Raw genomic sequence first — 24,876 nt, 5'->3', positions numbered from 1 at the left:
GGGACTGACGGCGCAGGTCAGGGAGCGTGGCGTCGGTGTCGCCACGGCAGTCCGGGGCAGGAGGTGGGCAGGGGCGGGCGGGCCCCTCGGCTCAGATCACGCGGGCCTGCCCGGTCAGTGCGTTCCATCCGATGCGGCCGCCGAACGCGAGCAGCACGACTCCGGTCACGCGATCGGTCACGCGGGCGATCGCGCGCCCGGACAGCCAGCGCCTGGCCAGGCCCGCCGCGTTGATCAGGAGGGTCAGCCAGGCGAGACCGAGGATGTTGTGCTCCACGGCCAGCAGCACGCCCATGAGCAGGTGGGGTACGTCGTCGGGCAGGAACTGGGGGATGGTGGCGAGGTAGAAGACGCCGACCTTCGGGTTCAGGAGGTTGGTGCCGGCTCCGACGGCGAACGAGCGCCAGGGGGACCGTGCCGCGACGTGCGCGGAGCTGAGCCGGACCTCGTCGGGCAGGGCGTCGTAGCGGCCTGGGCGGAAGCTGGACCACAGCATCTGGCCGCCGAGCCACACGAGGTAGGCGGCCCCGGCCAGGGTGAGGGCTCGGTAGGCGGTCTCGGAGGCGGCGAGGACCGTCGTCGCACCCACTGCCGCGGCGACACCCCACGCCAGCGTTCCCGCGCCGATACCGAGCGCGGTCGCGTAGCCGTGCCGGTTGCCGTGCACGACGGCGGTGCGCAGCACCAGCGCGCTGTCCAGACCTGGCATGAGCGTCAGGGGGATCGCGACGAGCGCGAACAGGAACATGGCCTCGGGCACCGTCATGCGCGTGAGGCTACCGACCGGCGCACCACTCGGGCGAGCGACTTCGGACGCGGAACGCCGCACGGACCGTGCTGTGCCACCCGGTAGTTTGGAACCATGCGCGTTCTCGTCTCCGGTGGTGCCGGCTACATCGGCTCACACACCGTCCTCGCCCTTGTTGCCGCTGGTCACGACGTCGTGGTGGTCGACGACTTCTCCAACTCGAAGCCATCGGTGCAGGGCCGCCTTGAGGCGCTCGCGGGCCGGGCGATCCCGGTCCATGCGTTCGACCTGACCGACGCCGACAAGACGGAGGCGCTGTTCGCGCACGAGCAGATCGACGCGGTGATCCACTTCGCCGGGTTCAAGGCGGTGGGGGAGTCGGTGACCAGGCCGCTGGAGTACTACCGCAACAACCTCGACTCCACGTTCGCGCTGGCGACGTCGATGCAGAAGTACGGGGTGACCAGGCTGGTGTTCTCGTCGTCGGCCACTGTGTACGGCGAGAAGGCTCCCGTGCCGTACCGCGAGGACTACGAGCACCTGTCCTCGTCCTCGCCGTACGGGCAGACCAAGGTGATGATCGAGCGGGTCCTGTCGGACATCGCGCAGATCTCCGAGGGGTGGAAGGTGGCGCTGCTGCGGTACTTCAACCCGGTCGGCGCGCACGAGAGCGGCGACATCGGCGAGGACCCGCAGGGCGTCCCGAACAACCTGATGCCGTTCATCGCGCAGGTCGCCGTGGGACGCCGCGACAAGCTCACCGTGTTCGGGAACGACTACCCGACGGCGGACGGCACGGCCGAGCGCGACTACCTGCACGTCACCGACCTCGCGGCCGGGCACGTGGCGGCGCTCGAGCACCTGGACGACATGGCCGAGCCGGCGCGGGCGTTCAACCTGGGGACCGGCACGGGCACCTCGGTGCTGGAGCTGTTGCAGGCGTTCGAGCGGGCGGTCGGCCGTGAGCTGCCGTACGAGTTCGGTCCGCGCCGGGCTGGTGACCTGCCGGCGTTCTGGGCGGACCCGGCCCGCGCCAACAGCGAGCTGGGCTGGCACGCGACCAAGACGATCGACGACATGTGCGCCGACACCTGGCGCTGGCAGTCGAAGAACCCGAAGGGGTTCCCGGACGCCTGAGGCGGTCGGCCCTGGCGAGTGCCAGGGCCGACCCGGCCGGGCGTCAGACCAGCGGGTTGCCGATGGGCGGCGTCTCCAGCCGGTCGAACTCGAGCTGGGGCACGCCGTCGTCCAGGTCCGGCTCGCGGGTTCGAGCTGACAGCTGGTCGTGTCCGGCCGGGCGCGCCGTCCGGTCGACGGGCTCCGCGTGCGCCTCCTCGAAGGCCCGCACGATCGACCAGGGCAGCCTGATGTAGCCCTCGACGTCGAACCCGTTGGCGATGGCCCAGGCGCGCATCTGCGCGGGGGTGGCGACGCTGCGGCCGTCGGTCGGCTTCTTGGTCCCCGTCTCGTCGTCCAGCTTGGGGAACTCGACGGGCGTCGCCTCGACGATCGGCTCGATCACGGCATCGCGCGGGCAGCCGAGCGTGTCGGCGACGCGCCACAGCTCCTGGCGTGCCTCCAGGTGGTAGCGGTCGGCCTCGATCGCCTGGTGCACCAGGGCGTCGAAGAACCGCCTGCGGGCGTCGGACGCCGCTTCGGGCGTGAGCCGGTAGAGCGGCTCGGCGTCGGCCAGCCCGGCCGCCGTCTGGGGCGTCAGCCGCCCGTCGTGCAGCGTCTCCGCGATGAGCGCCAGATAACCGTGGGTGCGCACGTCCGCGACGGCGGAGATCGCGTCGGCGAGCGGTTGTCCGGCGAGCGTCGTGAGGATGCCCGGACCGCGGCGCCCCGGCCAGGGGCGGGGGGCGTCGGCCACCCGGCTTGGCGTCTCGGGCCAGGGGTAGACCCACGCCCGCAGGGTGACCTGCAGCAGCTCTGCCAGGTCGGGTACCCCGCCGACGCTCTGCATGAACCGGGACAGCAGACCGGCCACGGCGCGTGCCTCGTTCACCGGGCTGGAGTTCGGCGGGATGCCGCCGCCCTCGAACGGGACCCCTGCGGCGGTGCAGCAGTCCGACAGCCGGCGGTGCACCAGGTTCGGCAGGTAGTGGTAGCTCGCGTCGATGGTCGTCAGCTGCGCGAACGCGGGCAGCCGCCAGCCGAGGTGGGCCAGCTCTGCCCGCAGCACCTCGATGCCGAGCCGTCCGTTGTGGGTGATGATCGCCATCTGTGACAGCCGCTGACGAAGGGTCGCGGCGACGTCGGCGAGCGCGATCCAGGCGCCGTCCGGGTGCAGCACCGCTGACCACTCGTCGACGATCCCGCCACGCTCGTCGACCCGCACGACGGCGATCTCACGCAGGCGCGCACGCGCCACCTGGATACCGGTGATTCGCGTCGACACCGCTGCGTACGCGGGCTTGCCTACGCGTTCGTCCCTCGCCATGCGCGTCCTTTCTCGACAGCCGTGCCGCCGGTGGCGCTACGACGCGCCACAGGGTGCCATCTGCGCGGGAGTCCTGAAAGTGGAGATAGTACGAATATGTCGGATTCTGTGAAAATCACTACCGGAACTAGCGGACCGCCCCCCGATTATTAACACTTGTCGTGGGTGTTTGGCCACCGTCCGGGGTGGGTTAAAAAGGGAGGTCATGGTGTTGTCGAAGCTTTCGGTCATGGACTGGCGCGCCATCGCGGCGCTCGGATTCGCTCTGCCGTACGTGGCGCTGGTGGTCCTGGGGGACCGGTTCGGATGGCTCGAACTATCCAGTTCCGGTGCTCTGACCAGCCCGATCACGATCGTGACACTGGGTTGCCTGCTGGCAGGAGCAGCCCTTGCACTAGCGCCGGTGCTACAGGATGGAACCTACCCGGTTCTGAACGTCCTTGTCGGGGGAGCGATGCTGCTGGCCTTCGCCTGGGCCGTTCTGGTGCTGGTACAGGCGCAGTACGGCTGCGATCCGCTGAACGTGCTGCCCGGGTGCGGGTGATCTTCTGAAAATGGCGTGTCATAGCCGCCGTACCGGTTTTCCTCGTGCCGGTTCCGGTGGCTTCAGGACACAATGCGAGCGTGTTCCGGACCCCCGCAAACCACCGCGCCTCGAGCCGTGAGCTCGTTGCCCTCGGCACCGCCAGCCAGGTACCCACGCGGACCCGCAACCACAACGGCTACGCGCTGTTCTGGGACGACGAGGTCATCCTGTTCGACCCCGGCGAGGGGACCCAGCGCCAGATGCTGCACGCCGGGATCTCCGCGACGGCCCTGACCCGCATCGCCATCACCCACCTGCACGGCGACCACAGCCTCGGCCTGGCGGGCGTGGTCCAGCGGATCAGCCTCGACGGCGTGCCGCAGACGGTGCCGGTGACGTTCCCGGCGTCGGGCCGCCGGTGGGTCGAGGCGCTGTGCGACTCCACCGCGTACTACCACCAGGAGCACCTCGCGCTGCAGGGCTTGTCGCGCGACGGCGTCGTGCCCCGCGTCCCTGGTGAGCTGCACGGCTCGGCGACCCTGCGCGCGGCCCGGCTGGACCACTCCCTCGAGGCGTACGGGTACCGGCTCGACGAGCCGGACGGCCGGCGCATGGACCCGGTCCGGCTGGCCGCCGCAGGCATCTCCGGGCCCGACGTCGGGCGGCTGGTCCAGGAGGGCGGGCTGCGGACCCCGCACGGCACCGTCCAGGTCGAGGACGTCAGCGACCCCCGCCCGGGACAGTCGTTCGCGTTCGTCATGGACACCCGCATGTGCGACGCGGTGTGGAGCCTCGCCGACGGCGTCGACCTGCTCGTCATCGAGTCGACGTTCCTGGACCGCGACCGGGGCCTGGCGCGCGACCACGGGCACCTGACCGCGCTGCAGGCGGCGACGGTGGCCGCGCAGAGCGGCGTGCGCAGCCTCGTGCTGACCCACTTCTCGCAGCGTTACAGCGACCCGGCGGAGTTCGAGAAGGAGGCGCGCACCGTCTTCGACGGCGACCTGACCGTGGCGGCCGACCTGGACCGGGTGCCGGTGCCGCGGAGGGGTGAGGGGTAGCGGTGGCGCTGGTGCTGCGAGCGGTCTAGGCTGGTTGACGAAAGCCGGGGCAGGTCTCCCGGTTAATAGTTTGGCCGCGGCCCTTTCAGTTTTCACTGAGGGGGCCGTTAGGCATTTCTTGACTTGGTTCGGGCCGCTGGGCGGCCACGCTCGAGACATGCTGGGTCGGAGCGGCCCGTCTGGGACTCCGCAATCGGTGTCCAGGGGCAGTTCTCCCCGTTGACCTGCCCCTGGACCCGAACCACGATGCCGCCCATGAGCATTCCGGTGAACCTCCGGGCCTGGGACGGCGCCGTCAACCTCCATGACCTGGGCGACCTGCCGCTCGACGACGGCGGCACCACCGCGTCGGGGCGTGTCTGGCGCTCGGGTGCGCCCGAGACGACGACGTCCACTGGCTGGGCCGAGGCCCTCGACGCCGGGCTCACGACCGTCGTCGACCTGCGCAACCCCGCCGAGGTCAAGCAGGCCCGCGACCGCATGCCCGACGCCGCACCGCCGAGCGAGCTCGTCACCCGCAACACCCCTACCGAGGACCCGGGCGACCCGCACTTCCTGGAGGCGTGCGGGCCGTGGCTCGACCATCCGCGCTCCTACGCGCCCAACATCGCGATGTACCCGCACCTGATCGGCGGCGTCTTCCGGGCGCTCGCCGACGCGGCCGGCCCCGTACTGGTGCACTGCGCCGCCGGCCGCGACCGGACCGGGATGGTCACCGCGATGCTGCTGTCCCTGACCGGTGTCGAGCACGGGGCGATCGCCGAGGACTACGTGCAGGCCTACCGCGGCACGGCCCACCGCGGTGGGGGCGTCGCCTACGACGTCGAGCAGGGCGCCTGGGTCCAGCACCCGGGGGAGACCTGGACGGCCCAGCAGCTGGACGTGCGCGTCCGCGAGCGCCGTGCGGCGCTCCTGGGGTGGCTGGCGGAGCTGGACCCGGTCGCCTACCTGCGGTACGCCGGGCTGGACGAGGGGCGTGTCAAGAAGTTGCGGGGCCGCCTGCGGTAGCCGGGTGCGCGGCCGGCTGCGCTGCCGGGCGCGTGGTCCGCCCGGCGGGCTGCTGTTCCGGCAGCTCCAGGGTCATGAAGACGCTGTGCGGGTCCAGGGTGTAGCTCCCGAACGGACCGCACCCGGTGAATCCGTGCCGGGCGTACAGCCGGCGTGCGGGGGCGAAGAAGTCCTGTGACCCGGTCTCCAGGCTGACCCGGGTGTGCTCGCGTCGTCGCGCCTCGGTCAGGATCGCCTCCAGGAGGGCTGACGCGACGCCACGGCCCCGGGCGTGCGCGGCGGTGCGCATGGACTTGATCTCGCCGTGGCGCGGCCGGGCGTCGGACGGGTCGCCGGGGACGTCGAGCTCGCTCAGGGCGCCGCAGCCGAGCAGGGCGCCGTCGTCGTCGCGGGCGGTCCAGAAGGTGAGCGTGGGGGCGAGCAGCGCCGAGTGGTCGAGGGCGTGCACGCTCTCGGCCGGGGAGGTGGCGAACATGTCGGTGAGGTGCTCGTCCAGGAGGCGGCGGACGTCGTCGTGGGCGGGGGAGTCGATGGCGATGCGCACGGCCCTATTTTTCCGCGCCGGGCGGCCGCTGCGTCCGCATCGCGGGCCCGTGTGGCGCACGTCACGCTGCGGCGGTAGGAATCTCCTCGTGCGCGGACTGCCGCGCCCGTGACCGAGGAGACCACGATGTCGTTGCCCAGCCCGAGCTACACGATCACCCTGCGCGTGGAGGTGGCCGCTTCGCAGCGCGCCACGAGCACGGTGGTAGCCGCGGTAGCCGACGCCGGTGGTGCGGTGATGGGGGTGGACATCGCGCACTCGACGTCGCACGGCCTGGTCGTGGACGTCACGTGCGACACGATCGACGCGGAGCACGGTGAGCGGGTCGTGGCGGCGGTGAACGCGGTCGAGGGTGCGGAGGTGCTCAAGTCGAGCGACTCGACGTTCCTGATGCACCTGGGCGGCAAGATCGAGGTCACGAACAAGGTGCCGCTCAAGACGCGCCGGGACCTGTCTCGCGCGTACACGCCGGGTGTGGCGCGGGTGTGCCTGGCGATAGCGGACAACCCTGAGGACGCGCGGCGGCTGACGATCAAGCGGAACACGGTGGCGGTGGTCACGGACGGGACCGCGGTGCTGGGCCTCGGCGACATCGGTCCGGCCGCCGCGCTGCCCGTCATGGAGGGCAAGGCCGCGCTGTTCAAGGAGTTCGGCGGGGTGGACGCCTGGCCGGTGTGCCTCGACACGACCGACACCGACGAGATCGTGCGCATCGTCAAGGCGATCGCGCCCGTGTACGGGGGTGTGAACCTCGAGGACATCGCGGCGCCGCGCTGTTTCGAGATCGAGGCGCGGCTGCGTGCGGAGCTCGACATCCCCGTGTTCCACGACGACCAGCACGGTACGGCGATCGTGGTGCTCGCCGCCCTGGTCAACGCGCTCAAGGTGGTCGAGAAGGAGCTGGCGGACGTGCGGATCGTGGTGTCCGGCGTGGGGGCAGCAGGCAACGCGATCATCCGGCTGCTCAAGGCGCAGGGCGCGCGGCACATCGTGGCGTTCGGGCGCGACGGGGCCCTGCACCCGGGGGTGGCGACCGAGGACCCGCACCGGCGCTGGATCGTGGACAACACGAACGTCGACGGGTTCGCCGGCACGCTCCAGGAGGGCCTCAAGGGAGCCGACGTGTTCATCGGCGTCTCGGCGGCGGGGATCCTGTCGGGCGCGGACGTGGCGCAGATGGCCGACCGTGCGGTGGTGTTCGCGCTGGCCAACCCGACGCCCGAGGTGGACCCGCTGGAGGCGGCCGAGACGGCCGCCGTCGTCGCCACCGGGCGCAGCGACTACCCGAACCAGATCAACAACGTCCTCGCCTTCCCTGGCCTGTTCCGGGGGTTGCTCGACACGGGTGCCAAGGACATCACCACGGAGCTGCTGCGGGTGTCGGCGGTCGCGATCGCGGAGGTCGTGGGACCGGAGGAGCTGAACAGCGCGTACATCATCCCGGGGGTGTTCGACCACCGGGTCGCCGAGGCCGTCGCGGACGCGGTACGCAGGCAGGCGTGAGGTCTCTCGTGATCGACGCCGGTCCTGACGCGGACGGCTGATCTGCTCGGCGGCCGCGTGGCGTCGTTGCGCACGCTGCCGACGAGCTGGTCGTCAGGGACAGCACCTGATCGGTGCCGGAGCCCTGACCGCTAGCGGTTCAGCGTTCAGCCGATCCCGCTGATCGTGGTGTTCACCAGGCTGCTGACCAGCGCGGCGGTGCCGAGGACCAGGACGAGCAGTGCACCGGTGGAGGCCACGAGGGGGATCCACCAGCGGACGGGCTCCTGCTGGGTATAGCTGTTGGGACGGAAGGCGTTCTCGTTGTTCACACTGTTGCTCACACTGATAGAGACGCTCGGGAGCCGCGAAACGATGCCCGGGTACCGATAACGGTTAGGGAACGTTCCTGCGGCCCGGGACGGGGCACGTGCCCCGGGAGGGCTGAGGCCGGCATGAAGAACCTCGCCGGGCGCGAGTGGGAGCCGCCGATGGGACACTTGCGGGCAAGGAGGACACCGACCGCCATGGACAGTGCCGAGATCCTGGCGCTCCTCGCACGCACGCTGGCGCAGGGGCAGACCACAGGCCGAGGAACAGGGCACCTCGCGGCCCGGCTGTGCGAAGCGTGCACGGAGATCCTTGGCGCGGAGGCCGTCATGCTGACCCTCACCTCGGCCGCCGAGCGCCTGACGGTGCGTACCGCCGAGTCCGCCGGGTCCGCGGTCGCCCAGATCGAGGACCTGCAGGTCGTGCTCGGGGAAGGCCCCGCAGAGCTCGCGCTCGCCGAGGGCCGCACCGTCGTCGCCCACCTCGACGGCCACGACACGGACGCCGCCGCGTTCCCCATGTTCGCGACCCTGGCGGCTGCCGGCGACGGACCGCTGACCGTCTATGCCGTCCCGATGCGGCCCAGCGGCCACGTCGTCGGAGTCCTCTCGGCCTACCTCAGCGGCGGGCACCTGTCGCGCCCGCTGGAGGAGGCGGAGCTCCTCGCCGACGCGGCAGGCGCCGCCCTGCTCGGCGACCCCGGCACCGCGGACCTCAGCTCCCAGCCGGCGTGGCCGCAGCAGGCGCTCGTGCACCAGGCCACAGGGGTCGTCGTCGCGCAGCTCGGGATCGCGCCCGCCGACGCCCTGGCCGTCCTGCGCGCGCACGCCTTCGCGCGTGCCTCGACCCTTGAGTCCGTCGTGGACGACGTCCTCGCACGCCGGCTGGTCTTCTCCGCACTGGGCACGGCCTAGACCAGCGCCGCCACCCGCCGCCTGGCCAGCTCCCGCACCTGCCGGAACGCGTCACACCGAGCCATCAGATACACACCCGACCACGGGCCACGCGGACCGCCGTCGGCCACGGCGAACGCCGGCCGCTGCGCCGTCCACCGCGACCAGTGCCGCACGAACTGCTCCGGCCGCACCACCCGGCCCCGGTCCAGCTGCCCGTCGAGCGCCTCGGCCAGGGACACGTCGACCGCCACCAGCACCGGGTCCCACCCCCTCGACCGCGCCAGCAGCCCGAGCGCCTCCCGCCGACGCCCACGGGTCGCCGTGTCGTGCACCAGGAGCGGGACACCCGACAGCGGCCCACGCAGGATGCGCCACACCGTCACGACGGCATGCAGCGTGTGCACCGCCCACCGGTAGGCGCTGTACGGCACCCAGGACGGCACCCGCCTCGCTATCCGACGCCGGTACCGGTCGGGGTCGAGCACCAGGCCACCAGGAACGTCGTCGGCGATCCGGGCCAGGAGAGTGCTCTTGCCCGCCCCCGGCACACCGCCCACCACGATCATCAACGGACCGGGACCCGCATCGGGCGAGTCGGGCACACCGTCGGGCACACCATCAGGCACACCGTCAGGCGTGTCGGACGCATCAGGCACATCATCGGGCACAGCAGCGCCGCCGACAGCACTGCGCCTGGGCCGTAGTGCGGGTGTGGTCACGTGGTCCTCCATCCGTAGGGGGCCGGGTGAGCAGCATCGCGCGAGCCGATCCAGAACTGCCGGGAACACCCTGGAAGGGCGCTGAACCCGGCACACGGACCGGAACGAACCACGACGACGGGCACAGGGCGCCAGCCCCGGCTCACGACGTCGGACAGATACTCATTCCACCCCTTTGAACGGAGGAAACGGTCACGTTTGTTCCCGGTCGAGGACACGAGTCCTGGCAGGTCGGAGCACCGATGACCCCCACCCGCACAGTTCCAGCGCCAGAAGCCCACACCCCATGGCACCATCACCTACGTGACGAGCATCACCGCCGACCCCGACCACCTCCGCGACCTCGCCCTCCTGCGCCGCGTACGCGACCGCATGGACCGCGAGTACACCCAGCCGCTCGACGTCCAGGCGCTCGCGGCCGGGGTGCACATGTCGGCGGGGCACTTCTCACGCCAGTTCAAGGCCGCCTACGGCGAGTCCCCGTACAGCTACCTCATGACGCGGCGCATCGAGCGCGCCATGATGCTGCTGCGCCGCGGCGAGCTCAGCGTCACGGAGGTCTGCTTCGCTGTCGGCTGCTCGTCGCTGGGCACGTTCAGCACCCGCTTCACGGAGCTGGTCGGCGTCCCGCCGAGCGTCTACCGCAACGACCCGCTGGTGGCCGCAGAGGCGATCGACACCGCCGGGCTCCCTGCCTGTATCGCCAAACAGGTCACCCGGCCGGTCAGGACCACCCCCGGCCGGTCAGGAATCGAGAAGCGCACACCCCAGGGCAGGATCTAGCGTGACTGCCATGAGCACAGACACCGGCATCACCATCCACCAGACGTTTCTCCCGCACACCGATCCAGAGGCCTCGCTCGCGTTCTACCGTGACGCCCTCGGCTTCGAGGTCCTCCTCGACGTGGGCCAGGGCACCATGCGCTGGATCACCGTGGGTCCAGCGGGCCAGCCCGGCACCTCGATCGTCCTGACGCCGCCCGCCGCCGACCCAGGGGTCACCGACGCCGAGCGGCAGACCGTCGCGGAGATGATGGCCAAGGGCACCTACTGCGCGGTCATCCTCGGCAGCAAGGACCTGGACGCGACCTTCGAGCGGGTCCAGGCCAGCGGCGCCGAGGTCATGCAGGAGCCGGTCGACCAGCCCTACGGGTTCCGTGACTGCGCCTTCCGCGACCCCGCCGGAAACACGGTCCGCATCAAGCAGCTCTGATCCGGCCATGTGCATCCCTGGCCTGACCGCGAGCGCCCGGGCGGCCGCGCGGCCCGCCGCACCCCCTGCCCCGGGCCCTGCCCTGGGCCCTGCCCCGGCCCCCGTCCCAGGGCCCGCCCGTACCGCACAGCCCGTCGCCCGGCTCGGTCCTGCCGCCCCGGACGTGTCGGAGCCGGAAACCTGGTCCGCGCCTCGCGTGACCGTCATGGAAGGTCGAGCATGAGCACGGCGAGCACAGCCACGACGAGCACCCGGCCGGAGCGGGACGCCTCTGCGGCGCCGCACCCGGCGGACAGCCACGACCTGATCCGTGTCCAGGGTGCGCGGGAGAACAACCTCAAGGACATCAGCCTCGACATCCCCAAGCGCCGGCTCACGGTGTTCACGGGGGTCTCGGGGTCGGGCAAGAGCTCGCTGGTGTTCGCGACGATCGCCGCGGAGTCGCAGCGGATGATCAACGAGACGTACAGCGCGTTCGTGCAGGGCTTCATGCCGTCGCTGGACCGGCCGGAGGTGGACCGGCTGGACGGGCTGACCACGGCGATCGTCGTCGACCAGGAGCGGTTGGGGGCCAACCCTCGCTCGACCCTCGGCACCGTGACGGACACCAACGCGCTGCTGCGCATCCTGTTCAGCCGTCTCGCGCAGCCGCAGATCGGGCCGCCGATCGCGTTCTCGTTCAACGTGCCGGCGCGTAAGGCGAGCGGCGTGCTGACGTCGGCGACGGGCGAGAAGACGATCGTCCGCGAGCAGGTCTACCACGGCGGGATGTGCCCGCGGTGCGAGGGGCGCGGCCAGGTCTCCGACCTCGACCTGAGCCAGTTCTTCGACGACTCGCTGTCGCTCAACGACGGCGCGATCAAGATCCCTGGGTACACCCCCGGCGGCTGGATGGTGGGCAGCTACAGCGAGTCGGGGTTCCTCGACCCGGACAAGCCGATCCGTGAGTACACCGAGACGGAGCGGCAGGACTTCCTCCACAAGGAGCCCACGAAGATCAAGGCCAAGGGCATCAACATCACCTACGAGGGCCTGGTCCCCAAGGTGCGCAAGTCGATGCTGAGCAAGGACGTGGACTCGCTCCAGCCCCACATCCGGGCGTTCGTCGAGCAGGCGGTCACGTTCGTGACGTGCCCCGACTGTGCGGGGACCCGGCTGGCCGAGGCGGCGCGGTCGGCCAGGATCGACGGTGTCAGCATCGCCGACGCGTGCGCCATGGAGATCCGGGACCTGGCGGTCTGGGTCCGTGAGCTGTCCGCGTCCGGCGCCGCTGCGTCGGCGGGACCGCTGCTGACCAACCTGCGCCACCAGCTGGACAAGTTCGTGGAGATCGGTCTGGGCTACCTGTCGCTGGACCGGCCGTCGGGCACGCTGTCCGGGGGAGAGGCGCAGCGCACCAAGCTGATCCGGCACCTCGGTTCGGCCCTGACGGACGTCACCTACGTCTTCGACGAGCCGACCATCGGTCTGCACCCGCACGACATCCAGCGGATGAACAACCTGCTGGTCGAGCTGCGGGACAAGGGCAACACCGTGCTGGTCGTGGAGCACAAGCCGGAGGCGATCGTCATCGCCGACCACGTGGTCGACCTGGGGCCCGGCGCAGGGTCCGCTGGTGGCACGGTGCAGTTCGAGGGCACCGTCGAGGAGCTGCGCACCAGCGGCACCCTGACCGGCCGCCACCTCGGGTACCGCGCACGGCTCAAGGAGGCGGTGCGGGCGCCCTCGGGCGCGCTGGAGATCCGCGGGGCGAGCACGCACAACCTGCGGGACGTCGATGTCGACGTCCCGCTGGGGGTGCTGACCGTCGTCACCGGGGTGGCCGGCTCGGGCAAGAGCTCGCTCATCCACGGCTCGCTCCCGGACGGCGCGGGCGTCGTGACCGTCGACCAGGGCGCCATCAAGGGGTCTCGGCGGTCCAACCCCGCAACCTACACGGGCCTGCTGGACCCGATCCGCAAGGCGTTCGCGAAGGCCAACGGGGTCAAGCCTGCGCTGTTCAGCGCCAACTCGGAGGGCGCGTGCCCCACGTGCAAGGGCGCCGGCGTCATCTACACGGAGCTCGGGTTCATGGACACCGTCTCGACCACGTGCGAGGACTGTGGCGGCAAACGGTTCGACGCCTCGGCGCTCGTGTACACCCTTGGCGAGACGGTTCCCGGCGCGGGCGACGGCCTGGACATCAGCGAGGTGCTCGCGATGCCGGTGGCGGAGGCCGAGGCGTTCTTCGCCAAGGACGGGCCCGCACCGGTCCCCGCCGCGCACAAGGTGCTGCAGCGGCTGGCCGACGTCGGGCTGGGCTACCTCGGCATCGGGCAGCCGCTGACCACCCTGTCGGGGGGCGAGCGGCAGCGGCTCAAGCTCGCCGTCGAGATGGCGCGCGACGGCGGCGTGTACGTGCTGGACGAGCCGACGACCGGCCTGCACCTTGCCGACGTCGAGAACCTGCTCGGCCTCCTGGACCGCCTGGTCGAGTCAGGCAAGTCGGTCATCGTGATCGAGCATCACCAGGCGGTCATGGCGCACGCGGACTGGATCGTCGACCTCGGCCCGGGGGCGGGCAACGAGGGCGGCACCGTCGTCTTCGAGGGCACCCCCGCCGACCTTGTCGCCCAGGCCCAGGCGGGGCGCTCCACGCTGACGGGGGAGCACCTGGCGCAGTACGTGGGGGCGTAGGCAGCGGTACGGGCCGGGCGGTCAGCGCCCGGCCCGGACCAGCCCCGACTCGTACGCGCAGACCACCAGCTGCGTGCGGTCGCGCAGGTCGAGCTTGTTCAGGACGCGCGAGACGTGCGTCTTGACGGTCTGCTCGGCGAGGTGCAGCTCGGCGGCGATCTCCGCGTTCGACCGCCCCGCGGCGACGAGCTTCATGACGTCGAGCTCACGGTCGGTCAGCGCGGACAGGGTCGCGTCGGGTGAGGCGGGCAACGCCGGGCGCGCCGCATAGTCCGCGATGAGGGCCCGGGTGATCTTGGGCGACAGGAGCGCCTCGCCCGCTGCGACCACGCGGACCGCCTGGGTCAGCTCCTCCGGAGGCGAGTCCTTCAGCAGGAAGCCGCTCGCCCCCACACGCAACGCCGTGAACACGTACTCGTCGGCGTCGAACGTCGTCAGCATGATCACCTTCGGCGGGGTACCCGGCATGCCGATGATCGTGCGGGCCGCGTCCAGGCCATTGACCTTCGGCATCCGGATGTCCATCAGCACGACGTCCGGCCGGGTACGGCGTACGACCTCGGAAATTCCCGCGCCGTCGTCGGCCGTGCCCACTACCGTGATTCCTTCGTGCGCATCCAGGAGCGCCGCGAAGCCAGCACGGATCATCGACTGGTCGTCGACGATCAGCACCCGGATCGCGTCCTTGGCGACATCGGGAGCTGGCTGCATGAGACCAAACTATCGGACCGACCCCAGGTATCACGCCGGTTAGCCCTCAGGAGTGACGCGGCGCACGCACCCGACCACATAACCTGCAGAGAATGGACCACCCACATGACGCTCCGCCGGTGCCGCACTCCGCTACCGCACCCGGCCGTAGCGAGCGCCGCTGGCGAAGGCTGCCCCGTGTGCTGCGCTCCCTGACCCGGCTGGACGTCCCCACGGTCTCGATCGCCCGGCGCGAGGTCGTCTGGATGTGGAGCCTGGTCTCCATCGCAGCGGTCGCGCTCGTCGCCGTCGGGTGGCCGCTGACCGCCTCCGGGTACGGCACCCACCCGGCAGCCGCCATGGCCTGGACGCTCGTGCACTGCGCCGCGGCGATCCTGGCCGTGCGCTGGGCCTGGGCAGGGCTCCCGGCGTCCGTCGCGGGAGCGCTGGGCCTGATGGTCGTCACCGCCGACGCCGCCCCCGACTGGCCCTGGCCGTGGCCGGTCACCGTCCTCCTCGCGCACTGCCTCACCGTGTTCGTGCTCGCCCTGCGGCACGCCTGGTACTGGGCGGCGGCCCTCTGGTCGGCCGGAGCGATGCTGACCGTCCTCGTGCCAACGATGCTCCTCGACGGCCCGCGCGAGACCACCTTCGCCAACGGCGTCGTGCTCGTCTCCCTGAGCGGCGGCTTCGCCCTGGTCGGCATCATCGTCCGGCTGTGGATCCTCAGCCTCGTCCGCGCGGAACAAGCCGAACGACTCACCGCCGCGGAGACAGGCCGCCGCCAAGAGCTCGAGGAACGCAACCGGATCGCCCGCGAGCTGCACGACGTCGTCGCACACAGCATGTCGGTCATCACCGTCCAGGCCTCCACCGCGCGCTACCGCCAACCCGGCCTCGACGAGGCGATCCAGCAGGAGTTCGAGGAGATCGCCGCCTCCTCACGCCGCGCACTGGGCGAGATGCGCGGACTGCTCGGCATCCTGCGCGGCCACGACACCGCACCCACCGCACCCCTGCCCGGCCTGTCCGACGTCGCCGGGCTCGTCGAGTCCACCCGCGCCTCCGGCGTCGAGATCGCCTACGCCGGTACCGACGCCACCGTGCCCGACGCCGTCGGGCTCACCGGCTTCCGCGTCGTCCAGGAAGCCCTGAGCAACGCCCTGCGGCACGCCCCAGGGTCCGCCGTCACCGTCACGATCACCGACGACCGGAACGCCCTCCTGGTCCGCGTCACCAACTCGCCCCCCGAACGCAGCGACGAACCCACACCAGGCGCCCAGCTCGGCCTGGCCGGCATCCGCGAACGCGTTGCCGCCCTCGGCGGAAGCGTCACCGCCGGCCGCACGCGGGACGGCGGCTTCGAGCTCGCCGCGACCCTGCCCGTCGCCGACACCGACCAACCACTACTCACGTAGGGGGTGAGGTTGGCTCCCGCGGGGGACGCGCGAAGCACGACCTGGTTCCTAGGTTGACATCTATGACGACGACGACCGACGCACCGCCACACCGGGCCCGCCCGGCCCGGTCAGCCCGCAACAAGCAGACGAACGACTACTTCGACCTCGTCGAGCGTGCCAACGCCGCAGGCCTGATGGGCCGACGCGTCGGCTGGTACGTCCGCCGCACCGTCGTCCTGACCGCGAGCCTGGCGCTCGCGTTCGTGCTGCTGCTCACCCTGGGGGACACCTGGTGGCAGCTCGCGGTGGCCGCGCTGTTCGGCGTCGTCCTGACGCAGTTCGCGTTCCTCGCCCACGACGGCGGGCACCAGCAGGTCTTCCAGACGAGCGGCCGCAACGAGTGGTTCGCGCGCATCATCGGCAACCTGGTGGTCGGCCTCAGCATCGGCTGGTGGAACCGCAAGCACAACAGGCACCACGGCAACCCCAACGTGATCGGCAAGGACGGCGACATCGCGACCGGGGCGCTCGTGTTCGTACCGGGGGAGGAGGCCGGGCGTACCGGGTTCCTCGGCTGGGTCACCCGACGTCAGGGCTGGCTGTTCTTCCCGATGCTGGCGCTGTTCGGCCCGGTCCTGCACTACAACTCCGTCCAGACGCTCGCCACGATGCCGCAGGTCAAGCACCGCGCGGCGGAGAGCGCGCTCCTGGCCGTCCGGCTCATCGGGTTCCCGACCCTCGTCCTCCTCACGCTCGGCCCGGCCCTCGGCGCGGCGTTCCTGGTCGTGCAGCTCGCCGTGTTCGGGGTGTACATGGGCGCCACCTTCGCGCCGAACCACAAGGGGATGCCGCTGCTCCCCAAGGACAACTCCATCGACTTCCTGCGCCGACAGGTCCTCACCTCGCGCAACATCCGCGGCGGACGGTTCGTGGAGTGGGCCATGGGCGGCCTGAACTACCAGGTCGAGCACCACGTCTTCCCGCGGATGCCCAGCGTGAACCTGCGCCACGTGCGCCCGCTCGTGCGGGACTTCTGTGCCGAGCGCGACATCCCGTACACCGAGACCGGGCTGTTCGAGTCCTACGGCATCATCGTCGACTACCTCAACCGCGTCGGGCTCGGCCACGCCAACCCGATGGACTGCCCGGTAGCCGCGCAGTACCGGTAGCCGGTACGGCCCGCCGCCGGTCAGGGGGCGGGCCGCACGGCGTCCGCCACGGACACCGGGGCCCGCCCGGTCAGCCGGAGCACCTCGTCGGAGACGGTGCTCCACCGGTCCTGGCGGACGGACGCGAACATCGTCGAGTACGCGTACGTCCACCAGGGGTCCTCCCCGGCGCGGGCCAGCTCCTCGACCTGCACCTCCGGCGGGATATCCGTGTAGCTCACCGGGATGCCCGCCACCTCGCTCAGCACACCCGCGACGCCGTCGAACGTCAGCGTGGCGGGCCCCGTCAGGTCGTGGTGCCGGCCGCTCGGCGGCAGCAGAGCGAGGGCGGCCAGGCACCGCCCGACGTCGGACCGGGACACGAGAGCGACCCGCCCTTCGCCGCCCGGGACCCGCAACGCGCCGGACACCAGCGCCGGACGCAGGAACGCCGCGAAGAACTCGGTGAACAACGACGCCCGCGCGAACGAGAAACCGCACCCGCTGCGCCTGAGCAGACCCTCCGTGTACCCGTTGGTGAACGCGTAGCAGAACGGCGAGCCCGGGTCCGCGTCCACACCGCTCAAGTACACGACGTGCCCCACCCCGGCCCCGACGGCCGCCCGCACGACGTTGTGGTGGTGCACCATCATGCGCGCGGCGTCACCGTCGCTCGAGACGAACACCAGCACGTCGACGCCGCGCAACGCCGACGCCAGCGATGGCCCGTCGTCGTAGTCGGCCCGCACAGGCACGACGCCGGCGCCCCACGCCGCCGGACCCACCGCCGCCTGCACCGCGTCCGGACGGCGGGCGAGCGCCAGGACCTCGTGCCCGCCGTGCTCGGCCCCTGGCGACGCGGTCAGGCCGCCTGCCGCGAGGAGGCCGACGACCTGACTGCCGAGCGTGCCGGTCGAACCGGTGACCGCGATCCTCACGCAGGTCAGGCTACCTGAGGGCCTGTGACGGCCTCGGCAGTCGCCACGGGCACCGCCCGTGACGCGCTGCCCCTAGCCGGCGGCCGGCGCGATCCCGTCGAGCAGCGCGAGCTCCTCGTCGGTCAGGCGCAGCGCGCCGGCGGCGACGTTCTCCTCCAGGTGCACCGGGCTGCCGGTCCCGGGGATCGCGAGGACGTGCGGGCCGCGGTGCAGGGTCCAGGCCAGCCGGACCTGAGCGGGGGTCACGCCGTGCGCCGCGGCGACGCCGGCGACCTCGGCCTGGCCGGTCTCGTCGGCGCCGCCCCGCGGCGAGGCACCCGGAACGGCCGCCCCGACCGCGAAGAACGGCACGAACGCGATCGAGTGCTCACCGCACAGGGCGAGCACGGCGTCGTCCTCCCGGCTGGTCAGGCCGTACTGGTTCTGCACGCAGACCACGGGCGCGACGGTCATCGCCTCGGTCAGCTGTTCCGGGAGGACGTTCGAGATGCCGAGGTTGCGGACCAGGCCAGCGTCGCGCAGCTCCGCGAGCGCCCCGAAGTGCTCGGCCACCGACTCGGGCTCGCGCCCCTCGCCGGCCATCCGCGTGCCCCAGCGCAGGTTGACGATGTCGAGGTGGTCCCGGCCGAGCTGCCGGAGGTTCTCCTCGACCTGGCCGCGGAGCTGCTCCGGCCGTGCCATCTCCTCGAAGTCGCCGTTCCGTGACCGGGCCGGGCCGACCTTGGTGGTGATCGTCAGGTCGTCCCCATAGGGCTGCAGGGCCGTGCTGATCAGCTCGTTGGCCGAGCGGACGGGCGTGAAGTAGAACGCGGCGGTGTCGATGTGGTTCACGCCGAGCTCGACCGCGCGCCGCAGCACGGCGACCGAGGCGTCGCGATCCCGCGGCGTCGTGTCCCAGGGCATGCCCACGAGCCGCATCGCGCCGAGGCCGAGCCGGTGGACCGTGCGGTCGCCGAGCTGCCAGGTGCCCGCCGCCGCGGCGTCCGGGGTCGTCGTCATGGTGTTCGTGTTCGTCGTCGTGTTCGTCGTCATGCAGCCAGCATCACGCCGGGCCCGGCCGTTCCCACGACGTTGGCAGGTTGTTGCCGAGCCTGGCGCGACGGTGCCCCGGCGGGCAGACTCTGAGCCATGCAGACGGGCGAGGCTGTCACGATCGTGCACGGCGAGCAGGAGCTGGTCGAGCGGACGATGCACCTGTTCGCGGCCGCCACCGACGTCGCGTGCGCCGCCAACGACCTCTTCACGTGGGCCGGGGCACGGATGGCGGACGAGCTCAGCGAGCTGTACCGCCGTCAGCGACCCGGCGACGCCCGCATCCGCAAGGTCTACCGGTCCGGGATGCTCCTCGACCCGGTGGCGGCACAGACCCTGGCGCGGGCCCGGGACCACCACGGCGCGCAGATCCGCATCACCAGCGAAGAGATCAACGAGACGATAGTGCTCGACCGCCGGCTCGTGATCCTGGCCGGCAACCTCAGCGCCGGCCGGCGCAGCTTCAGCATCATCACCCAGCCCGAAGCGGTGCAGGGAGTGACCTCCCTGTTCGAGGCGGCCTGGCGCTCGGCCACCGACCTGTCCGTCTACGACACCCAGATCGCCGAGATCCGCCAGCTCGCACCCCACGTCCTGGACCTGCTCGGCCAGGGCGTCAAGGACGAGACCGCCGCCCGCACGCTCGGTCTCGGCGTACGCACCTACCGCCGCCGCGTCGCCGAGCTGATGGACGCCCTCGGCGCCGAGTCCCGGTTCCAGGCCGGCGTACGAGCCCGCGAGCTCGGCCTCGTCTAGACCAGGTCCCTGGCGATCCGTCGCTGCCAGTTCTGCGAGTAGACGCGCGGATCGCCCTGTCTGTCGTCCAGCTCGTACGCGTCGAGCTGCGCGTTGACAAGGAAGTCGGTCGCCGTGCACGTCAGGACGGTCCGGGTGACCACCTCGACGCGCCAGTCGTCGCCGTTCTCCAGCCGGCGGACCGTACGGGTCTCACCGCGTACCGAGGTGACGTCGTTCCATCGGAAGCTGTACCACTCGCGGGTGTCGCGGTGGATGACCGTGCCGGTGTCCTCGAGCCGGAAGGTGCCCTGGTCGTTGATGATCTCCAGCGTCGAGACGTCCGTGGCCAGGTCTCGCGTGACGCGCCACGAGTGCTCCCCGGTGGCCAGCACCGTCGTCGCGTCCTCCTCGGCGGCCTCCGGGGCCCCGAAGGGCCGCAGGTCCTCGTCCTCGGGGCGAGGGCGGCGCACCGGCAGGTGCAGGGCGCTGCTGCCGGTCGTGATCGTCACGGTCGCAGGCTCGGGGGCCGGCCAGATCAACGGCCAGTACGAGGTCGAGATCGACACCCGCAGCCGGTGGCCGGCGGGCAGGGACTGGGCGACGCCGTTGAGCTGCACCGTCACCGGGTAGGCACGGCCGGGCTCGAGCGCCTGCGGGCGCTCGCTGCCCTCGCGGTGCGTCAGGTTCAGCACCCCGTAGGTCACACGGGTCGCCTCCCCGTCGGGGGCGACGTCGGACAGCCGGACCGCGAGCTGTGCCACCGGGCGGTCGGACGAGACCTCCAGTGCCACGCGGGGCAGCCCGAGGAGCTCCAGGGGCTCGGCGAGCGGCTCCGTCTCGAACACGAGGGCGCCGCCGTCCTCCTCGCGCTGGTCGTACGGCAGGTCCGGCAGCGCCGAGTAGGACGCCCACTTGCCGGCGAACATCCCGACGCTCAGCGGAGAGCGCAGGCTCACCTGCTGCCCGTCGGCCTCGACGTTCTCCGGTGCCACCTGGCCGCCGCCCGTCGGTGACAGATGGTGGGGCGTGAACCGGTACTCCCGGTCCACGACCCCCGGGGCCGGCCAGCTCGGTTCGGCGACCCAGCGGCCGGGCCGGTCCTCGTAGGAGGCACTGGGTGGGACGCTGTCCTGCATCCACGCGCGCAGCATCGGCTCGTCCTCGAGGCCGGTGTCGACCCCCTTGAGCCAGTGGTCCCACCAGCGCACCATCTCCTGGAGGAAGCCGACGGCCGGGCCGGGCACGCCGAGGTGCGGGTAGCGGTGCCCCCACGGGCCGATCAGGCCCTTGCGGGGGACGTCGAGGTTCTCCAGGAGCCGGAAGATGGCGTTGGTGTAGCCGTCGGCCCAGCCACCGACGGCCATCACCGGGCACCGCACCCTGGAGTAGTCCTCGCAGACCGACGCCGGCTTCCAGTAGTCGTCCCGGCGCTGGTGCTGCAACCAGGTCTCCAGCCACAGCCCGCTGCCCTCGAGCCGTTCGTGCCACATGGCGCGCCACCGGTCGCCGACGACGGCGGGGTCGGGTGGCAGGCTGTTGAACGCGAACATCACCGTCGCCTCCGACAGGTTGTCCGCGAGCAGGCAGCCGCCCATGTAGTGCATGTTGTCGACGTACAGGTCGTCGGTGGCCGACGCGCTGATGACCGCCTTGAGCGCGGGTGGAGCACCGGCGGCCACCTGGAGGCTGTTGAAGCCACCCCAGGAGATGCCCATCATCCCGACGTTTCCGTCGCACCACGGCTGCTCCGCGAGCCAGGCGATCACGTCCTCGGCGTCATGGAGCTCCTGGGGGCGGTACTCGTCCACCAGCACGCCGTCGGAGTCACCGCTGCCGCGGAGGTCCACCCGCACGCAGACGTACCCGTGCCCGGCGATGTACGGGTGGTTGTACGCGTCCCGGCCGCGGGTGGCGTCCCGCTTGCGGTAGGGGATGTACTCCACGACCGCGGGCACCGGACTCGCCGCGGCGTCGACCGGGGCCCACATCCGCGCGGCCACGTGCTGACCGTCACGCAACGGGATGAACACGTTCTCGACGGTCTCGACCTCGTGCGGCAGGTCGGTGGCTGTCCTCATCCAGGGACCTCCTCGGTGACAGGATCGGTGACGGGATCGAGCTCGAAGGGCAGCAGGTCCACCGCCTGGCGGAACCGGTCGGCGAGCTGGCCGTGGTCGTCGGCGCCCAGGTAGACGCTGCCCAGCTTGAACCGGTAGCTGTCCTGGTGCGGCAGGTCGGAGAGACGGTCGCCGGGCGCCACCTGCAGGGTGACCTTCGTGCCAGGGAGGGCACTCTCGAGAGCGGCCAGCTCCTTCTCGCCAGGGACGCTGCGCACGACCGCGTCGGCGTCGTGGAAGACGTGCCACTGGCCGGCGACGGCGAACCGGCCCTGCCCGTGCGGCATCTCAGGGACCTCGCCCAGCGCGACGTCGATGGCCACCTCATGGTTCGACGTGCCGTCGACCTTGAGGAAGAGCTCGGTGTGGGACTGGGAGATGCGCGTGTTCACCTCGATGAGCCGCAGGAGGTCGTTCTCCCGGTCCCACATGTACTCGACGTTGAAGGCCCCGTCGTCGTAACCGATGTGGTGCATGAACCGTTCCGCGGTGTCGACCATCCGCTGCTGCACCTCGGCCGGGACGGTCACGGCGGGGTAGTCCAGGTGGTCGATGCTGTGCCCGGAAGGGTCCCGGTGCATGTCGACGATGCCGTGCACGCTGAACCTGCCCTGCGCGACCACGCCCTCAGGAGCAACCTGGATCCCGGTGATGACCTCCTCGGCGAGGCAGGTGTTCCCACCCGCTCCGCGGAGGCTCTCCGGCAGATCCACCCGGCTCAGCACCTGGTTGAAGGCGTCACCGACGTCGGTGATCTCCGCCCGGATCTCGTCCAGGGCCGACGCGAACTCCCTCTCGTCGTGGATCTCGAACCCCAGGTTCGACGAGTGCGCCTTGACCGGCTTCACCCAGAACGGGAACGGCAGGTGCACCTGGTCCAGAGCGTCATCGGCGAACGGGTCGAACGCGGCGAACCCCGGCACCACCTCAGGAACCGACTGCTGCTGCTCCAACCGGCTCCAGTACTTGTGCTCGCACTTGAGCATGCTCGTCACGGACGGAGCGGGGATGCCGTGCTCGTGGGACAGGACGGGCGCCAGGAGCGAGCTCGGAAAATCCCAGTGGCACACGATGGCGTCGATCGACCCCGAGAAGTCGGCGAGCTGGGCACGCGCCTGGCCGAGCAGCGCATCGAAGTCGTAGTCCGTGTCGCGGACGAGCGTGGCGTAGTCGAGCAGCGAGCGGAACGTATAGCGCCCAGCATTCCGCATGCTCGCCAGCTCCTCCCGCTGCAGGTCCGTCATGCCCAGCACGAAGACGTTGCGTGTCCGTTCGTCGGATTTGCTCATGCCACCGACGCAACCACGAGCCCCACCAGCTCGCAACGACGCATGCCACGGGCACCGTGCCGGTCCCCGTGCCCGACCCCGTGTCAGTGGCAGGTGCAAGACTCACGACGTGAGCGAACGAGCACCCGTCCCGACCGAGACGATCCACCGGATCGCCGCCATCCTCGAACGCCTCCCGGAGTGCGAGGAGCACGACGCCTGGACCGGCATCGCCTGGAAGACCCGCGACGCGACAGTAGGCCACGTCTTCGGGGGAGAGGACGGCCTGATCCGGATCACCTTCCGCGCCGAACCCGACGAGGTCCAGGCCTTCCAGCACCTCGGCCCCCAGTACTTCAAGACAAGCTGGGGCACCAACGTCGTCGGCATCGTGCTCGACGAGCACACCGACTGGGACGAGCTGACCGAGCTGCTCACCGACTCCTACTGCATCCAGGCACCCCAGGACCTCGCAGCCCAGGTAGACCGCCCGACCCCGCACCCCGCTCAGTAGCCTCGACACCGGCACCACCCGCCCTGAGGCCACCGGCGCTCGCGGACACGGATCAGTAGCCCCGGTCGCGTGCGGCCGCCGACGCCGGACGGACGCCGGCCCGGATCTGTGTGAGCGCCTCGTCGAGGGCTGCCACGACGTCGGACGGCAGCGTGCGACCGGAGATGTGGGGCGTGATGGTGACGTCGGGCCGGCGCCACAGGGGAGAGGAAGGGCCGAGGGGCTCCTGCTCGGTGACGTCGAGGGTCGCGTGCCGTACCCGGCCGGTGTCGAGCGCGTGCAGCAGCGTGTCCGTGCGGATCGCTGAGCCGCGTCCGATGTTGACGAGGTGCACGCCGTCGAACGCTCGCAGGAGCTGCGGGGTGATCAGGCCGGCGGTCTGTGCGGTGTGGGGGAGTGCGAGCACGACGACGTCGGTGCCCGAGCCGCCGGGCGCGGGCGCGTCGTGCGCCTGGGCGAAGGGGAGCACGTCGTCGAAGGCGTCGTCGGGACGTCCGCTCCTGCTCAGGCCCGTGACCCGGTGGCCGGTGGCGGCCAGCGCCCGGGCGATCGCCTGACCCATGGTGCCCGTGCCGATGACGACCGCCCCGTTGCGGCCTGGTGGTGCGGGCGGGTCGGCCGGGTCCCAGGTGCCTGACGCCGAGTCGGCGAGGTAGCGGGCCGTCTGCCATCGCTCGGCGAGGACCCAGGCCAGCACGTACTCGGCGATGCGCTGCGGCATGGTCCCGGTCGTTCGGGTCAGCAGCACGTCGTCCGGCAGCGCGGACGCCAGGTGCTCTATACCTGCATAGGGCGAGTGGACCCAGGCGGCACCGGCCGTGCGGTCGGGACGAGCCGTGATCGCGAGCGTCGCGTCGCGCTCGGCAATCTCCAGGCCGTGCGCGAGCGCCCAGGTGGCGAGCGCGCCGCGCCAGCCTGGTACGACGTCGTCGCCGAGGTGGACCGTGGGGCGGGTGCGGAGCACACCGGCGAGGTCGTGGATCGTGAGTTCGGAGGTCACCGGTGCGATTCTGCCCGGTGCGGGTGCTGGCTTTGTGCCAGGACGGGCTGCAGCACACGTCGCAGCACACACTCGGACGCAGAACCGATAATGTACATTATGTCATTACGGCGCTCGGAACGGTCCGGAACCGCACCCCGCATGACACCGTGCCCGCACACCTTGCCGGAGGTCCGCGCCCGCTATTCGATGGACCGCCTGCCGTTTCGGTTGGTCGGCTTGGCATGGCCGTGAACGCCATTCCGGTCCGTTGTCATGAGATCGGTCCGTCGATGGACCGATCTCATGACAAGCGACCGAACTCAGGGTCGCGCAGCGCATCTGACCGATCTCAGGGTTCTGCGACCCGACAACCCGGCAGCGGATACGGCAGGCGCAGCGACGT

At 71.2% G+C, this 24,876-nt stretch carries 24 protein-coding genes; 13 read left to right on the top strand and 11 right to left on the bottom strand.

The features are described from left to right. Nucleotides 1–91: 91 nt before the first annotated feature. The gene (locus APR04_RS04155; protein ID WP_253868136.1) at nucleotides 92–766 is read right to left on the bottom strand and encodes a LysE family translocator; all 675 of its coding nucleotides are present in this window, start codon (nucleotides 764–766) and stop codon (nucleotides 92–94) included. Nucleotides 767–862: 96 nt separating this feature from the next. On the opposite strand from APR04_RS04155, the gene galE reads away from it, so the two are divergent. Beyond that, the gene (galE, locus tag APR04_RS04150; protein ID WP_253868135.1) at nucleotides 863–1,885 is read left to right on the top strand and encodes a UDP-glucose 4-epimerase GalE; all 1,023 of its coding nucleotides are present in this window, start codon (nucleotides 863–865) and stop codon (nucleotides 1,883–1,885) included. 43 nt (nucleotides 1,886–1,928) lie between these two features. On the opposite strand, the gene APR04_RS04145 is transcribed toward galE, so the two are convergent. Further along, nucleotides 1,929–3,191 carry a hypothetical protein gene (locus APR04_RS04145; protein WP_253868134.1) on the bottom strand — a complete coding sequence of 421 codons (1,263 nt, stop codon included), beginning with the start codon at nucleotides 3,189–3,191 and terminating at the stop codon, nucleotides 1,929–1,931. Between the two features lie 205 nt (nucleotides 3,192–3,396). Between APR04_RS04145 and APR04_RS04140 the strand changes: the two genes are divergently transcribed. The 3 genes from APR04_RS04140 to APR04_RS04130 all read left to right on the top strand — a co-directional run bounded on the left by APR04_RS04140 (nucleotide 3,397) and on the right by APR04_RS04130 (nucleotide 5,786). Beyond that, nucleotides 3,397–3,735 carry a hypothetical protein gene (locus APR04_RS04140; protein ID WP_253868133.1) on the top strand — a complete coding sequence of 113 codons (339 nt, stop codon included), beginning with the start codon at nucleotides 3,397–3,399 and terminating at the stop codon, nucleotides 3,733–3,735. Nucleotides 3,736–3,815: 80 nt separating this feature from the next. Next, a complete protein-coding gene (locus APR04_RS04135) occupies nucleotides 3,816–4,778 on the top strand; it encodes a ribonuclease Z (protein ID WP_253868132.1) in 963 nt (320 codons plus the stop codon). A 255-nt stretch (nucleotides 4,779–5,033) separates the two neighbouring features. Then, the gene (locus APR04_RS04130) at nucleotides 5,034–5,786 is read left to right on the top strand and encodes a tyrosine-protein phosphatase (protein ID WP_253868131.1); all 753 of its coding nucleotides are present in this window, start codon (nucleotides 5,034–5,036) and stop codon (nucleotides 5,784–5,786) included. On the opposite strand, the gene APR04_RS04125 is transcribed toward APR04_RS04130, so the two are convergent. Beyond that, nucleotides 5,758–6,330 carry a GNAT family N-acetyltransferase gene (locus APR04_RS04125; protein ID WP_253868130.1) on the bottom strand — a complete coding sequence of 191 codons (573 nt, stop codon included), beginning with the start codon at nucleotides 6,328–6,330 and terminating at the stop codon, nucleotides 5,758–5,760. The two genes, APR04_RS04130 and APR04_RS04125, sit on opposite strands and share 29 nt — an antisense overlap. 126 nt (nucleotides 6,331–6,456) lie before the next feature. Here APR04_RS04125 and APR04_RS04120 point away from each other — a divergent pair, with 126 nt between their 5' ends. Beyond that, complete coding sequence (locus APR04_RS04120) at nucleotides 6,457–7,833, top strand: NAD-dependent malic enzyme (protein ID WP_253868129.1); 1,377 nt, start codon at nucleotides 6,457–6,459, stop codon at nucleotides 7,831–7,833. A 146-nt stretch (nucleotides 7,834–7,979) separates the two neighbouring features. Here the strand turns inward: APR04_RS04120 and APR04_RS04115 are convergent, their stop codons facing one another. Then, nucleotides 7,980–8,156 carry a hypothetical protein gene (locus APR04_RS04115; RefSeq protein WP_253868128.1) on the bottom strand — a complete coding sequence of 59 codons (177 nt, stop codon included), beginning with the start codon at nucleotides 8,154–8,156 and terminating at the stop codon, nucleotides 7,980–7,982. Nucleotides 8,157–8,267: 111 nt separating this feature from the next. Between APR04_RS04115 and APR04_RS04110 the strand changes: the two genes are divergently transcribed. Continuing rightward, a complete protein-coding gene (locus tag APR04_RS04110; protein ID WP_253868127.1) occupies nucleotides 8,268–9,056 on the top strand; it encodes a GAF and ANTAR domain-containing protein in 789 nt (262 codons plus the stop codon). On the opposite strand, the gene APR04_RS04105 is transcribed toward APR04_RS04110, so the two are convergent. After that, entirely contained in the window at nucleotides 9,053–9,757 is a 705-nt protein-coding gene (locus APR04_RS04105) for an AAA family ATPase (protein WP_253868126.1), read from the bottom strand. The two genes, APR04_RS04110 and APR04_RS04105, sit on opposite strands and share 4 nt — an antisense overlap. 303 nt (nucleotides 9,758–10,060) lie before the next feature. On the opposite strand from APR04_RS04105, the gene APR04_RS04100 reads away from it, so the two are divergent. The 3 genes from APR04_RS04100 (at nucleotide 10,061) to APR04_RS04090 (ending at nucleotide 13,646) form a co-directional block, all read left to right on the top strand. Beyond that, nucleotides 10,061–10,540: a helix-turn-helix transcriptional regulator gene (locus APR04_RS04100; RefSeq protein ID WP_372496062.1), complete on the top strand. Its 480-nt coding sequence runs from the start codon at nucleotides 10,061–10,063 to the stop codon at nucleotides 10,538–10,540. A 10-nt stretch (nucleotides 10,541–10,550) separates the two neighbouring features. Next, nucleotides 10,551–10,970, top strand: coding sequence for a VOC family protein (locus APR04_RS04095; RefSeq protein WP_253868125.1), 420 nt, complete (start codon nucleotides 10,551–10,553; stop codon nucleotides 10,968–10,970). A 219-nt stretch (nucleotides 10,971–11,189) separates the two neighbouring features. After that, complete coding sequence (locus APR04_RS04090) at nucleotides 11,190–13,646, top strand: ATP-binding cassette domain-containing protein (RefSeq protein ID WP_253868124.1); 2,457 nt, start codon at nucleotides 11,190–11,192, stop codon at nucleotides 13,644–13,646. A gap of 21 nt (nucleotides 13,647–13,667) precedes the next feature. Here APR04_RS04090 and APR04_RS04085 read toward each other — a convergent pair whose 3' ends face one another. Next, nucleotides 13,668–14,357, bottom strand: a complete 690-nt coding sequence (locus APR04_RS04085) for a response regulator (protein WP_253868123.1) — start codon at nucleotides 14,355–14,357, stop codon at nucleotides 13,668–13,670. 92 nt (nucleotides 14,358–14,449) lie between these two features. Here APR04_RS04085 and APR04_RS04080 point away from each other — a divergent pair, with 92 nt between their 5' ends. Continuing rightward, nucleotides 14,450–15,754, top strand: coding sequence for an ATP-binding protein (locus APR04_RS04080; RefSeq protein ID WP_253868122.1), 1,305 nt, complete (start codon nucleotides 14,450–14,452; stop codon nucleotides 15,752–15,754). Between the two features lie 62 nt (nucleotides 15,755–15,816). Then, nucleotides 15,817–16,905, top strand: a complete 1,089-nt coding sequence (locus APR04_RS04075; RefSeq protein ID WP_253868121.1) for a fatty acid desaturase family protein — start codon at nucleotides 15,817–15,819, stop codon at nucleotides 16,903–16,905. A gap of 20 nt (nucleotides 16,906–16,925) precedes the next feature. Here the strand turns inward: APR04_RS04075 and APR04_RS04070 are convergent, their stop codons facing one another. Both APR04_RS04070 and APR04_RS04065 read right to left on the bottom strand, forming a co-directional pair. Then, entirely contained in the window at nucleotides 16,926–17,822 is an 897-nt protein-coding gene (locus APR04_RS04070; protein ID WP_253868120.1) for an NmrA family NAD(P)-binding protein, read from the bottom strand. A 72-nt stretch (nucleotides 17,823–17,894) separates the two neighbouring features. After that, nucleotides 17,895–18,854, bottom strand: a complete 960-nt coding sequence (locus APR04_RS04065; protein WP_253868119.1) for an oxidoreductase — start codon at nucleotides 18,852–18,854, stop codon at nucleotides 17,895–17,897. Nucleotides 18,855–18,950: 96 nt separating this feature from the next. Here APR04_RS04065 and APR04_RS04060 point away from each other — a divergent pair, with 96 nt between their 5' ends. Beyond that, a complete protein-coding gene (locus APR04_RS04060) occupies nucleotides 18,951–19,610 on the top strand; it encodes a DNA-binding response regulator (RefSeq protein WP_253868118.1) in 660 nt (219 codons plus the stop codon). On the opposite strand, the gene APR04_RS04055 is transcribed toward APR04_RS04060, so the two are convergent. Together APR04_RS04055 and APR04_RS04050 are read right to left on the bottom strand one after the other, a co-directional pair. Next, the gene (locus APR04_RS04055; protein ID WP_253868117.1) at nucleotides 19,607–21,670 is read right to left on the bottom strand and encodes a CocE/NonD family hydrolase; all 2,064 of its coding nucleotides are present in this window, start codon (nucleotides 21,668–21,670) and stop codon (nucleotides 19,607–19,609) included. The two genes, APR04_RS04060 and APR04_RS04055, sit on opposite strands and share 4 nt — an antisense overlap. Continuing rightward, a complete protein-coding gene (locus APR04_RS04050; RefSeq protein WP_253868116.1) occupies nucleotides 21,667–22,998 on the bottom strand; it encodes an ATP-binding protein in 1,332 nt (443 codons plus the stop codon). The genes APR04_RS04055 and APR04_RS04050 overlap by 4 nt, the downstream gene beginning before the upstream one ends. Before the next feature lie 109 nt (nucleotides 22,999–23,107). On the opposite strand from APR04_RS04050, the gene APR04_RS04045 reads away from it, so the two are divergent. Further along, on the top strand, nucleotides 23,108–23,491 hold the full coding sequence (locus APR04_RS04045) for an MmcQ/YjbR family DNA-binding protein (protein WP_253868115.1): 384 nt from the start codon (nucleotides 23,108–23,110) through the stop codon (nucleotides 23,489–23,491). Nucleotides 23,492–23,543: 52 nt separating this feature from the next. On the opposite strand, the gene APR04_RS04040 is transcribed toward APR04_RS04045, so the two are convergent. Then, nucleotides 23,544–24,491: an NAD(P)-dependent oxidoreductase gene (locus APR04_RS04040; RefSeq protein ID WP_253868114.1), complete on the bottom strand. Its 948-nt coding sequence runs from the start codon at nucleotides 24,489–24,491 to the stop codon at nucleotides 23,544–23,546. Nucleotides 24,492–24,876: the final 385 nt, after the last annotated feature.

This window comes from Promicromonospora umidemergens, from assembly GCF_024171995.1.
Lineage (GTDB): Bacteria > Actinomycetota > Actinomycetes > Actinomycetales > Cellulomonadaceae > Promicromonospora > Promicromonospora umidemergens.
This window is presented reverse-complemented; position numbering and strand designations above follow the sequence as displayed.

Coding starts and splice junctions, on each gene's coding strand:
- APR04_RS04155 (WP_253868136.1), bottom strand. CDS start 766: ATGACGGTGCCCGAGGCCATGTTCCTGTTCGCGCTCGTCGCGATCCCC.
- galE (WP_253868135.1), top strand. CDS start 863: ATGCGCGTTCTCGTCTCCGGTGGTGCCGGCTACATCGGCTCACACACC.
- APR04_RS04145 (WP_253868134.1), bottom strand. CDS start 3,191: ATGGCGAGGGACGAACGCGTAGGCAAGCCCGCGTACGCAGCGGTGTCG.
- APR04_RS04140 (WP_253868133.1), top strand. CDS start 3,397: ATGGTGTTGTCGAAGCTTTCGGTCATGGACTGGCGCGCCATCGCGGCG.
- APR04_RS04130 (WP_253868131.1), top strand. CDS start 5,034: ATGAGCATTCCGGTGAACCTCCGGGCCTGGGACGGCGCCGTCAACCTC.
- APR04_RS04120 (WP_253868129.1), top strand. CDS start 6,457: ATGTCGTTGCCCAGCCCGAGCTACACGATCACCCTGCGCGTGGAGGTG.
- APR04_RS04110 (WP_253868127.1), top strand. CDS start 8,268: ATGAAGAACCTCGCCGGGCGCGAGTGGGAGCCGCCGATGGGACACTTG.
- APR04_RS04095 (WP_253868125.1), top strand. CDS start 10,551: ATGAGCACAGACACCGGCATCACCATCCACCAGACGTTTCTCCCGCAC.
- APR04_RS04090 (WP_253868124.1), top strand. CDS start 11,190: ATGAGCACGGCGAGCACAGCCACGACGAGCACCCGGCCGGAGCGGGAC.
- APR04_RS04085 (WP_253868123.1), bottom strand. CDS start 14,357: ATGCAGCCAGCTCCCGATGTCGCCAAGGACGCGATCCGGGTGCTGATC.
- APR04_RS04080 (WP_253868122.1), top strand. CDS start 14,450: ATGGACCACCCACATGACGCTCCGCCGGTGCCGCACTCCGCTACCGCA.
- APR04_RS04075 (WP_253868121.1), top strand. CDS start 15,817: ATGACGACGACGACCGACGCACCGCCACACCGGGCCCGCCCGGCCCGG.
- APR04_RS04065 (WP_253868119.1), bottom strand. CDS start 18,854: ATGACGACGAACACGACGACGAACACGAACACCATGACGACGACCCCG.
- APR04_RS04060 (WP_253868118.1), top strand. CDS start 18,951: ATGCAGACGGGCGAGGCTGTCACGATCGTGCACGGCGAGCAGGAGCTG.
- APR04_RS04055 (WP_253868117.1), bottom strand. CDS start 21,670: ATGAGGACAGCCACCGACCTGCCGCACGAGGTCGAGACCGTCGAGAAC.
- APR04_RS04050 (WP_253868116.1), bottom strand. CDS start 22,998: ATGAGCAAATCCGACGAACGGACACGCAACGTCTTCGTGCTGGGCATG.